Source organism: Clostridium sp. JNZ X4-2, from assembly GCF_054889485.1.
On the sequence record NZ_CM142685.1, the window covers coordinates 1,924,453 to 1,936,912 of the forward strand.

Genomic DNA, 12,460 nt, shown 5'->3' on the forward strand with positions numbered 1-12,460 from the left:
AAACTGCCCCTGACTCTACAGACCCGACTCTTTAAATTTGTGCTCTGATTTGTCAGTTAATTTTTGAAGAGGTTCTTTTAAAATGGAAATAATCAAAAATACACCTGCAAAAACCATTAAAGCAAGAAAATCCTTATACACATTATTCCAGACAGGCCCTGCTATAGCCTCTCTGAATCCATTTATTGCATACGTAAAGGGCCAAAGCGGCTCCAGCACTCCAAATATCTGAGGCAGGGTTTTTACAGGATAAATTCCTCCTGCCCCAGCAATCTGAAAAACCATTATTACCACTGCAGCTGCCTTTCCTATATTTCCAATTACAGATACCAATGTAACTATAATAATGGTAAAAGTAAAACTGCAGGCAAGGGCAAATCCAATCATAAGCCCTGGATTTACAGGTTTTACTCCCACTATATACATATCTCCCAAAGTTATAATTGTGGTTTGTATAATTGATATCATCAAAAACAGAAGAAATTTTCCAAAATACTTATGGGAGGATTTCAGTTTTTCCCCACCTTCAAGTTCCCTGTATTTCATGGTCAGTATGGAAGATAGCAGCAAAACTCCCACCCATATTGCAAGAGTAGTATAAAAAGGTGCTACTCCATATCCAAACAGTCCTGAATTATATATTTCAACATTTTTCACCTCAATAGGGGATGATATAAGGCTGGATATTTTATCCGGATTCTTTTCCATTATATTTATTATTGAAGTTAAATTTTTATTATTCAGCTCCTTTATTTTGCCGCTTAATTTGTTTAACTTATTTTGAATGTCTGTCAATTTTTTATCTAGTTTACTTCGCTGATTAATTAAATTTTTGCTGTTGGATATGCCGGATTTTGCAAGAACTTTTAGTTCAGGCAACAAGTTCTGGGTTGTATCCAATGCTGAATCAATACTGTCTAAGCCAACTTCCAATTCATCTGATAATAAATTCATTGCTTCATATATTCCTGAATAAAATCTGTCTGATACATTGCTTATATTAGTGGATATACCCATACTTAATGCAGAAAGCTGATTTATGATTCCATTAATGTTGTCTTTTGAAGAACTGCTGTTTATCAACATTTTTAACTGTGTTAAATAACCTGCTTCAGTGTTTAGTGAAGTTTTCAACGATTCCAGACAATCTATAAGATCACTTACTGAATTGACAGGCATAATTTTATTTATAGTATTCAGAATTCTGATATCAGTATTTACTTTGTCTATTAGGGAATTGTTCAACCCATTCAGATTATCTATCATGCTGCTGGCTGAACTTGCACCAATACTTGCATCATTCATATTTTGCAAGTTGTTAAGTAACAATTGAAGTTGGTTTTCTTTTGATTCAATTTCATTTATATCTTTATCCAGATCACTTTGTGCAGAATTTATAGATTGTTTGGTGGATAAAGTCAATATCCTTTCCTGTGCTACAATGTCATGAAGATTGTTTATCTGCTGGGACAATTTTGGCAAATCCGTCTGAACTTCACTGAGATATTTTTGAAGATTTTCTGAGTTGGAATTTTCCTTGGATATATGGTTCTTTATACTGTCCACAGTAGCTATGGCCTCCGGTATAACATACTTCAGCTGTAAAATTTGCGGTTTATCTGTTTCAAGCTTTTTACCCATAGAATTTAATTGTTTTAGGGCCTCTTTGTTTACTGATTCTATAAAAGTGCTTCTTATATTATTTATCAGGGTAGTTTTAGCTGACTCCGTAATTTTAGTGGCTATTCCATTGAGCTTTTCATTTGACTTATATATTATACTGGGTTTTTCAGGGGATGGTGTAGTCAAAGTTAAAAGCTTGCTGGAAAAGTCAGCCGGTATTTCTATAAGTGAATAATATTTTCCTGAATTAAGTTTATAATTTCCCTGCCAGTCATCTATAAAAACCCAATTTATAGAATAATTTTTTCTTAAGTCTTTAACTATCTCATTTCCAACATTTATATTTTTTCCGTTAAAAGTTGTGCCGCTATCGTTATTTACCACCCCTATGGGCATTTTATCTGTATTGGCATATGGATTCCATGAGGCTTTAATATTGATCCACGCATAGAGAGATGGCAGAAAACACAATAATAAAATTAAAGCAAGCACTGATGGAATTGTTGTTATATTTTTCAAATCCCTTTTTAATAACTTAAATACTGTCTTCAATGCCTTTCCTCCTAAAATCAATATTAATCTAATCTCCCATACCAGATTCCCTAAATTTCATCCTGAATTTATAGGTTTTATCCTGTAAAGGTTTTTTCAGAAATAAACCAAATAGTATAAAAAATATTGAAATTAAAATCATAATTACAAAATCCATAACTACAGTGCTTATAAGCGGACCTGCAATAGCTTCCCTGAATCCACTTACAGAGTAGGTAAAGGGAAACAAAGGCTGCATTATCCTAAGAATAGGTGGATCAAGCTGTATTGGATAAGTAGCTCCGCTGCCGGCTATCTGAGTTATAAGCAAAATAATGGATATTGCCTTTCCTCCGTTTCCAAACATGGAAACAAGAGTGTATGTTATTACCATGAAAGTAAAAGATGAAAGCAGTGCCACCATTATCATCAAAAACACATTCACCATTTGAACATTCAGTAAAAGTTTGTCTCCAACAACTACTATAAGTCCCTGCACCAGTGCAAAAGTTACGAAGGTTGTCATTTTGCCAAGATATCTTTCCCTTGGTGGAAGTTCCTCATCCCCTTCAAATCTATCTGCATCTGTTTTAAAAATGGATACAAGTACAATGGAACCAATCCAAATTGAAAGTGTTGTATAAGCAGGAGCCATAGCTGAACCAAAATTTGAAATAGTGTATATGTTTTGATCCACAACATTAAATGGATTTGATATAAAGCTTCCTATAAAATTAGGATCATCCTGCAATATAGTAATTATCCGTATTATATCATTATTATTTACCAGCTTGAGTTTGTTTGCCAATCTAGTAATAATATCCTTGAATTCAAGCAGCCTGCTATTTAGCTTACTGGATGAATCTGCTGCCAGTTTACTTCCATCCATTAATGCATCTATGGAATTACCTTCTTGGGAAGTAAGCCCCTGTATGGCTGCCAAGACAGAAGAAGCACCATTTGCGGATTCAATAAGTTCATTTGCTAGAGAATTTAAATTTTTTCTTACCTGCCCATTGTATTTGTTAGTTTCATCTATTAACTGCTGATTTATATTTGCCATATCATTTGCTAGTGAGTTCATCAAATTCTTATTCATTCCATTTGAATTATTAAGCTGCTTTTGAATACTGTTTATCTTGTTTTTCTCTACATTCAACGAATCTCTGGTATTTTTTAAAGATTCCAAAAGTCTTGATGTACTGTCATCATGCTTGAATTCATTGATTTTTTCAAGAAAGGTAATGATTGAATTTATTTTATTATATAATATATTTATTTCATAATTGATTTTATTTGCGGTGGAATCTATATTGGAATACTTTACATCTGCAGCAGTTGAATTCAAATCTAATATTAAATTTTGAATTCTATATACATCAGTCTTTGCAGTATTTAAATTAACTCCAATATTGTCAAAGGAATTATTCATGGAGGATTGAATGGACTGTATATATGACTTGCTGTTTTCATTATTATTTTCTAAATTATCTATTCCTGAATTTATCACCGGAATACCTGACTTAATCTGGGAAAGCATTGAATTCAAATCACTTGAGCCATCACTTATACCTTCAAGAACATCTGTTATAATATCCATATTATTACTTAATTCTATTATCCCATCCTTTAAATTTATAATGTTCTGCTTGTTTTCATCTGCATTTTTCCCAAGAGTATTCAAGGAAGAAAATATAGTTTGATTTACTGTATATATAAAACTGGATTTTATCTGATCCACCAGAGTGTTTCTTGCTGCATCAGTTATCTTAAGGGCTACGGGACTGTTTTTTGTATCCACTTTATAAATAATCTGAGGCTTTTTAGGAGTATTTGATATTATACTTGCAAGATCCTTTGAGAAATCTTCTGGAATTTTTATCATTGCATAGTATGTTCCATCTACAATACCCACATCCGCATTTTTGCCGTTTACAAATTTCCATCCTATTTTATGATTATCTTTTAATTTTTCCACGATCTTGTTACCCGCATTTAAATCTCGGTCTCTAAACTTTGTACCTTTATCCTCATTTACTATGGCCACAGGAATATTATTTGTATTTCCATAAGGATCCCAACATGCCTTTATATTAATCCATGCGTATAGAGATGGAAGAACACATACGCCTGCAACAATCAACATTGTCATCTTATTTTTCAAGGTACTTTTCATATCTCTTTTAAAAACTTTTACAATATTTTTTAACATATATTAATCCTCCTATTGCAAATACCAAAAAACAGATGTATATTTCAAAATTTCATATTTTCTAGTAAACATTTAATAACTCCGCGAAATGATACCAGCCAATATAAACATTCTTTAAAAATAGTGCTACTTATTTATAGATCAAAAAAATAGCAGTTCATCAACAAAGCAGATGCTACTATTTTACTTATTTTTTGTACAGTTTATACTAAAAGCCCCTTATTTATGATAAAATTCTACACATAATAATATATCCATGGTCAGGCTGTAATGAAAATAGAACTGCCTATATGGGCAGCTCTAAACCAGCTTTTCCAGGAAAAGCCAAGTGCAAAATTTTCTTAAATTCCATTAAATACTTATTAGATGACTGCATTGAAACATATAGTTTTTATTCCACACGTTTTTGTGGTTCTTCATATTCTTCTCCAAAAGTTTCTACAGTTACATTTTTCATCTTTTGATCTTCATAGGGTTTATCATTATAATCTCTCTTTTGTGATACTATTTTATCTACTTCCTCAATTCCTTCTATAACTTTTCCAAATGCAGCATACTGACCATCAAGATGAGGGGCATCATCTGTCATTATAAAAAATTGTGAACCTGCAGAATCCGGTGCCATAGTTCTAGCCATGGAAATTACTCCTTTTTTATGCTTTAAATCATTGGCAAAATTATTGGATGAGAATTCACCTTTAATTGAGTAGCCTGGGCCTCCCATTCCCGTACCTTCAGGATCTCCTCCTTGAATCATAAATCCCGGTATAATCCTGTGAAAAATCACACCATTATAAAAGCCTTTTTTTACTAGTGATATAAAATTATTTACTGTATTCGGTGCAATATCTGGATAAAGCTCTATTTTTATCAGTTTTTCATTTTCCATTTCAATTGTAACTATAGGATTTTTCATTTATATTCCTTCTTTCCAAAATATCTAAATGTACAAGGTATTACAAACCCCTTGTCATGGTAATTTATACATAGACTGCATATAATCAATGCAGTCTATAATTCTTATATAGTATACGATATATTACTATATGTATTTATACAATAAATTCTTTTACAACTATTGTCAAGCAAATAATTTCTTCCTCCATATCTTATATAAATATTTAATTGTATATGTGCTTTTAACCTGCTGATATCAACCACTATGACAAAAATTCTCCTAATTTGTGCAAGTTTCATTAACCATGTTTATATAATTCCATAGTGTTCTAATGTATGTTTGATTCCATCTTCTTCTATATCCCTTGTAACAAATGACACTAAATCGAATAAAAGGGGTGTGGCATTTCCCATGGCTATGCTGTTAGGTACGTATTTAAGCATTGGCAAATCATTAATACTCTCTCCATTTATCCATACTACAAACTTGTCAAAGTTCAGTTCCGGATCATCCCAGGATTTTGAAACATCAAAACCCCGTGAAATAAATAATGAACATGGATTTGATGTTTATACAAATCCATGTTCATTGCCTGCGTGAAAATATTTCTATTCAATTAAGGCAATTGATTTTTATACTGGTCATTGCTTATTTTTTCTATAGGCTCAACATATTCTTCATCTTCATCCGTATACTCTTCCACTATATTTTCTCTTCTATTGAATTTGCCTACTGTCTGATAACTATCTTCCGTATCAAATTCAACTTGATTGTTATGTACACCATCCATGGTATACTCAATGATATCTTCTTCCGGAGGCCTGTTTTTTCTTTCGTCAGGTTTTAAATTATCAATACTTTTTTGACAATCAATACAATATTCCGCATATGGAATATATTCCAGACGCTCCCTGTCTATCTCTCTTCCACATTTTTTACAAACTCCGTAAGTACCATTTTCTATATTTTTTAGTGCATCATCTATTTTTTCCACAATAATTTCTTCATTTTTTTGAAAAGCCATTCCTCTTTCCTTATCGTATATACTGCTTGCACTATCTGCTGGATGATTGTCATAAAAGGATAATTCCGCAGACATTTCAGCATTGGATTTTATTGTTTGATTCCTTTCCATTTGTTTTAATAAGTCATTTGCTTCATCTCTTTGTGATTTTAATTTATTCTTAAAACTCTCTAATAATTTATTATCCATAATTATATAAGCACCTCTTATTTATATTTCAATATAAATATATTTTAACTAAAAAATCATTGTTTATTCTATAGTTATGAATTCTTATATTGTCTTTATGATCAAATCTATTATCATCCCAGAGCAGTTTTTCAGAATCTCCAACCCCTAAATCAAAATGATACAAAAATTGTCTAAGAATTTTCGCAGGTTCCATAACATAAGTTTTAGAATACCAAAAAGCAAAGTGGCCACTTATAGTCAGATAGTTTTGCTGTTGGCAAAATCAGAAATTCCAGAATAGTTGAATGGGATATCAAGAAAAATGCCTACCTGTGAGTTTTACCTTGTAAGTACGCTGTTATAGTACTATAATATGTGTTAAATCCCTGTTTTAATAAAAGTAATATATAAAAAGGTAGTAGATAAAATGAAAATAAGTGAAAGTTTTAAGAAGATTTTGATTGAAATGCAGTCAAGGGAAATAACTGAAAGACAGATATATATAAATGTGGCTAAAATTACAAAGGATGAAAACAACAAAAATATACTTCTAAAAGTAGCAAAAGATGAAGAAGAACATTATAGATTTATAAAAACATATACTCATATGAATGTTTCTGAAAATAAAAAAAGAGTATGGTTTTATTCCACAGTAGCAAGGATCTTTGGTTTTACTTTTGCTGTAAAACAAATGGAAGGAAGAGAAAATGAAGCCATTAAGGGTTATAGTTATGGTGAATTGTCAAAATCTCTTCCCGAATTTTCCAGGTTAGCTGAAGAGGAGGAAAAACACGAGTTCTTGCTTATTGACATGCTGGATGAAGAAAAGCTCAAATATATTGGTTCCATAGTTCTTGGATTAAATGATGCACTTGTAGAAATAACAGGCAGTGTTGCCGGATTCACACTTTCCATGGCAGATACAAAAGTAATTGCACTGGCTGGAATGATTACAGGAATCTCAGCTACTCTCTCCATGGCTGCCAGTGAATACATTGCAGAAAAAGCAGAAAGCACAAAAAATGCTGTAAAATCCAGCATTTACACCGGTGGATCCTATTTAATAACCGTTATTTTGCTCATACTTCCTTTTCTTTTTATGCCCAGAAACATGTATATACAAGCGTTGGTTATAAGCCTTGTTATTGCTGTAATTATAATATCCATATTCAATTATTATATATCTGTAGCCAAAGGATTTAATTTCAAGCAGCGATTTCTGCAAATGGCTGGAGTAAGTCTGGGAGTTTCCCTTTTCTCCTTTATTGTAGGTCTCATAGTAAAAAATATACTTGGAATAAATCTATAACATATTTTTTTTAACCTAATCTTTTATTTCTTTAATAGACAGCTTCCCGTCAAGATTAAATCAGCGAAATATATTATACAGCAATTTTAAACAAATAAGCAGCGGTAAATAATACCCGCTGCCTAAAATCAAATATTAAAAATCAACTTTTTTCCCTTCATATATATATTGGAAAAGTTTTTTCATTTCCTCTTCAGTTATCTTTGCAGGATTTGCTCCGGTACAAGCATCACCCATGGCATTGTGAGATATACGATCCAGATTCTCTTTAAAACTGCTTTCACTTATTCCATAATCTTTTAATGTAAGAGGAATATTCATGCTCTTGTTCATCTTTTTAATCATGTCAGTTAATGAATCTATCAGTTCATCATCACTATCTCCAGGAAGTTTAAGTGATCTGGCTATTTCTGCATATCGTTCCGGGCAGGCACCCTTGTTAAAATCTATAACATAAGGCAGGAATATGGCATTGGCACATCCATGCGGTATATGGAATACTGCACCAGTTTTATGGGCCATACTATGTGTTATTCCCAGAAGCGCATTTGAGAATGCCATTCCTGCCAGACATTGAGCTATGTGCATATGTCCTCTGGCTTCTGTATTCCCCTTATAGGATTCAAATAAGTATTTATCAATCATCTTTATAGCATGCAGTGCAAGTGGATCTGAAAAATCCGAACGCAGACTTGCTACATAAGCTTCTATTGCATGAGTCAATGCATCCATACCAGTGTATGCCACAAGTTTTTTAGGCATGGTCTGTGCAATCGCCGGATCTATTATTGCTATATCCGGAGTTAAATTAAAATCAGCCATAGGATATTTTATCTGAGTTTTGTAATCAGTTATTACGGCAAATGAAGTTACTTCAGTTGCTGTACCACTTGTAGACGGTATAGCTATGAACTTTGCTTTTTGTCTCAATTTAGGTATTCCAAATGGAACTACTGCTTTTTCAAAGGTAAAGTCAGGATATTCATAAAATACCCACATGGCTTTTGCCGCATCAATTGGTGAGCCTCCACCTATTGCTATTATCCAATCAGGCTCATACTCTCTCATAATCTTGGCACCGTCCATAACAGATTCAACAGATGGATCTGGCTTAATTCCCTCAATCAATTTAACTTCAATGTTTGCTTCTTTTAGATAAGATTCAATCTTGTCCAAAAAACCAAACCTTTTCATGGAGCCTCCTCCTACAACAATTACAGCTTTGTGACCTTCCAAACTCTTTAGATATTCCAAAGAATTTTCACCAAAGTAAATGTCTCTTGGCAGTGTAAATCTTTCCATTTTTTTAATTCCCCCTAATTTCAATTTTTGTATTACTTCATGTTTTAACCAATAAAACATTATTAAATATGTTTCAGCAATATATATGCCAAAAAACGGATGTTGATTTCACTATACTCCCTTGAATGCATAAACTTTGTGTTCATTTTTTTGTCAAAATCTACAATAAATCCTGTAACTTTTTCGAACAGTGCTTTATTTTATATCACTTTTCCAATTTATTTCCCCTTTGAATAGCTGTAAGTCCTGTACGTATGATTTCTTTAATTCCATAGGGTTTCATAATTTCAATAAAAGCGGATATTTTTTTCTCATCACCTGTTGTTTCAATTATAAGGCTTTTTTCATCCATATCCACTATATTCCCTCTAAAAGTATTTACAATTTCCATAATCAATAATTTACTATTTGAATCTGTAGATACTTTTACCAAGGATAGTTCCCTGCAAACGGATGGAACATCTGTTAAATCTATTACCTTTATAACTTCAATTAATTTATTTAACTGCTTGCTGATTTGTTCAAACATATAATCATCTCCCAGGGAGACAATAGTCATTCGTGATATTTCAGGATCTCCCGTAACTCCTACAGTAAGGCTGTGAATATTGTATCCCCTCCTGCTAAAAAGTCCGGCCACTTTACTTAAAACTCCCGAATGATTTTCCACCAATACTGACAGCACATACCTTTTTATAGTGATCTCCCCCTTTTAAAATGTACTTTCATTAGGATCTACCATACATTCTATTAAAAATGTCCTTTCTGAATGCAGAGCCTCCTGAAAAGTCTCCTTAAATTCATTATCATTTTTCACTCTTTTTGCCGATAATCCATAAGCTTCCGCCAATTTAACAAAGTCCGGATTGGTTTTAAAGTTAACTTCAAATTCCTTAAGACAGTTATTCTTTTGAATTTCTCTAACCAATCCCAGTCCCGAATTATTAAAAAGTACTATGATCATATTTATTTTTTTCTCTGCAATAGTAGCAAGCTCAAACATACTCATCTGAAAACCGCCGTCACCAACAAAAGCCACTACCTTTTTATCCGGGCAACCTATTTTAGCTCCAATAGCTGCCGGCAGTGAATATCCCATAGTTCCAAGTCCGCCGGAAGTAAGAAATTTCCCTTCATCCACAATTTTAAAATTACGGGCACACCAGATCTGATTTTGTCCTACATCTGCAGTTAAAATAACATCTCCCTTCAATACTTCGGATATGTTATGTAAAACATACTTTGGATTTACTTTGTCCGTATTTTTTCTCTGTATTTGTGAATTCTTTTCCCATTCCCTGATTTCATTTATCCAATGTTCACTTTTCACTGGGCATATTCCTTCATACAGTTTTTCTAAAATATTTTTTATATCACCCACTACGGGAATATCAGTATCCAGATTTTTTCCTATTTCAGCTGGATCGATATCTATATGAATTATATCGGCTTTTTCTGCAAATCCACTTATACCACAGCTTGTTCTATCTGAAACTCTAGCTCCAATGAGTATTAAAACATCTGCATTTTTTACAGCCTTATTGGCATAATCAAAACCATGAGTTCCTATCAAACCTACATAATAATCACTATCTTCATTCATTGCACCCTTTCCCATCAGTGTATTGACAACAGGTATATGAGATTTCTCTACAAATTCTCTCAATTGTTTTTCACCTTTGGAAAGAATAACTCCTCCTCCTGCACAGATAAGGGGCCTTTCACTGGTTTTAATTCTATCCTCTATTTTTTTTATCTGCCCTGCATGACCTCTGGTAGTAGGTTTATATCCTCTTATATCAACGGTTTCTGGATATTCAAAATCAATATCCACATCCATTACATCTACAGGTATATCTATAAGTACAGGACCTTTTCTTCCAGTTTGGGCTATATAAAATGCCTCCTTTACAATTTTAGGTATGCACTTTGCATCTTTTACAAGGAAATTATATTTTGTAAAGGATTCTGTAGCACCTGTAATATCCAATTCCTGAAACACGTCTCTTCCAATTAAGGTGGACTTTACCTGTCCAGTAATAATCACCATGGGAATGGAGTCCATATAAGCAGCAGCAATACCCGTAATAAGATTAGCCGCACCCGGCCCTGATGTCACAATACAGACACCAACTTTTCCGGTAGCCCTGGCATATCCACTGGCAGAATGACCTGCTGCCTGCTCCTGTCTTACCAATACATGTTCAATATCTGATTTTCTCAAAGCTTCATACATGGGAATCACCGTAGCACCAGGGTACCCAAATATTATTTTTACATTTTCTTTTTTGAAACATTGGATGATTGCCTCAGCCGATTTCATATTCATCTCTCCTCACCGTTAGTTAATATACCACTTCTTTCTATGAATAAAATCTAATATATTTTTTATGCACAACAAGCAAAAATAATCTGCTTGTTGTGCATAATCAACACTACAAAACTCATCTATCCATTTTTTTAATTTTACCCGCCCAGTAACTTGCAAGAGTGGGGCCTGAAATATTATGCCAAACACTGAATATCGCCGCTGGTATAGCTGACACAGGAGAAAAAAAGCTCATGGCCAGTGAAACACCTAAAGCCGAATTCTGCATTCCAACTTCAAATGAAACTGCCTTTCTTTTTGCATAATCCATTTTCATTATTTTGGCAGCTAGATATCCAAACAGGAAACCAAACAGATTATGAAGCACCACAGCTCCTATTGCAATTGCAGCAGTTGTAATAAGCTTCTTTGAATTTGCTCCTACAACCCCTCCAACTATTAAAACTATAGCTATTACTGAAACAATAGGCAATATATTTACTACCCTGGAAGCTGTTTTACCTGCAACTTTATTGAAAACAACTCCAAGAACAATGGGCAGAATCACTATTTTTGCAATATCAATAAATAATGCCAGAGTAGGTATTTCAACCCATTTACCTGCCAATAGCAATATTAGAGCCGGTGTAAAAATGGGAGCTAAAATTGTGGATACGGAACTTATACATACAGAAAGTGCTAAATCCCCCTTTGCTATAAAACACATTACATTAGATGCAGTTCCACTTGGACAGCATCCTACAAGTATTACCCCAATTGCAATATCCCTGGGCAATTTTAAAAGAACACATAGTGCATAAGCTACAGCCGGCATTATAATATAATGAGCAACTACTCCAACCAGTACATCTTTGGGCCTTGTAAAAACTTCTTTAAAATCTTCCTTCTTTAAAGTCATTCCCATTCCAAACATTATGACCCCCAGTAAAAGGGACACTCTGGGAACCACCCATAAAAATGTATTAGGCTTCATTAAAGCTATTATGGCAATTATTATAACTAAAAGTGCAAAATATTTATTACATATGTTACTGATTCTTTTAACCAATTCATTTCCCCTC

9 protein-coding genes and 1 pseudogene are annotated in these 12,460 nt (G+C 33.2%); 1 reads left to right on the forward strand and 9 read right to left on the reverse strand.

Features of this window, described 5'->3' with window-relative positions; genetic code table 11:
- Positions 1–15: 15 nt before the first annotated feature.
- The 5 genes and pseudogenes from ACYUJ6_RS09330 to ACYUJ6_RS09350 form a co-directional block, all read right to left on the reverse strand.
- On the reverse strand, positions 16–2,175 hold the full coding sequence (locus tag ACYUJ6_RS09330; protein ID WP_461842521.1) for a YhgE/Pip domain-containing protein: 2,160 nt from the start codon (positions 2,173–2,175) through the stop codon (positions 16–18).
- A gap of 28 nt (positions 2,176–2,203) precedes the next feature.
- Positions 2,204–4,366, reverse strand: coding sequence for a YhgE/Pip domain-containing protein (locus tag ACYUJ6_RS09335; protein WP_461842522.1), 2,163 nt, complete (start codon positions 4,364–4,366; stop codon positions 2,204–2,206).
- Positions 4,367–4,757: 391 nt separating this feature from the next.
- On the reverse strand, positions 4,758–5,282 hold the full coding sequence (locus ACYUJ6_RS09340; protein WP_461842523.1) for a peptidylprolyl isomerase: 525 nt from the start codon (positions 5,280–5,282) through the stop codon (positions 4,758–4,760).
- 290 nt (positions 5,283–5,572) lie between these two features.
- Positions 5,573–5,809, reverse strand: a pseudogene (locus ACYUJ6_RS09345) (HAD hydrolase family protein); the annotation flags it as partial.
- Between the two features lie 71 nt (positions 5,810–5,880).
- Positions 5,881–6,477, reverse strand: coding sequence for a TraR/DksA C4-type zinc finger protein (locus ACYUJ6_RS09350; protein ID WP_461842524.1), 597 nt, complete (start codon positions 6,475–6,477; stop codon positions 5,881–5,883).
- A 409-nt stretch (positions 6,478–6,886) separates the two neighbouring features.
- On the opposite strand from ACYUJ6_RS09350, the gene ACYUJ6_RS09355 reads away from it, so the two are divergent.
- Positions 6,887–7,768, forward strand: coding sequence for a VIT1/CCC1 transporter family protein (locus tag ACYUJ6_RS09355; protein WP_461842525.1), 882 nt, complete (start codon positions 6,887–6,889; stop codon positions 7,766–7,768).
- A 135-nt stretch (positions 7,769–7,903) separates the two neighbouring features.
- On the opposite strand, the gene ACYUJ6_RS09360 is transcribed toward ACYUJ6_RS09355, so the two are convergent.
- From ACYUJ6_RS09360 to ACYUJ6_RS09375, 4 genes are all read right to left on the reverse strand, one after another.
- Complete coding sequence (locus ACYUJ6_RS09360) at positions 7,904–9,070, reverse strand: iron-containing alcohol dehydrogenase (RefSeq protein WP_461842526.1); 1,167 nt, start codon at positions 9,068–9,070, stop codon at positions 7,904–7,906.
- A 205-nt stretch (positions 9,071–9,275) separates the two neighbouring features.
- Positions 9,276–9,767 (reverse strand): acetolactate synthase small subunit, encoded by a 492-nt coding sequence (gene ilvN, locus ACYUJ6_RS09365; RefSeq protein ID WP_461845479.1) that lies wholly within the window; start codon positions 9,765–9,767, stop codon positions 9,276–9,278.
- A gap of 15 nt (positions 9,768–9,782) precedes the next feature.
- Positions 9,783–11,393, reverse strand: coding sequence for a biosynthetic-type acetolactate synthase large subunit (gene ilvB / locus ACYUJ6_RS09370; protein ID WP_461842527.1), 1,611 nt, complete (start codon positions 11,391–11,393; stop codon positions 9,783–9,785).
- A 121-nt stretch (positions 11,394–11,514) separates the two neighbouring features.
- The gene (locus tag ACYUJ6_RS09375) at positions 11,515–12,447 is read right to left on the reverse strand and encodes a bile acid:sodium symporter family protein (RefSeq protein ID WP_461842528.1); all 933 of its coding nucleotides are present in this window, start codon (positions 12,445–12,447) and stop codon (positions 11,515–11,517) included.
- Positions 12,448–12,460 lie beyond the last annotated feature (13 nt).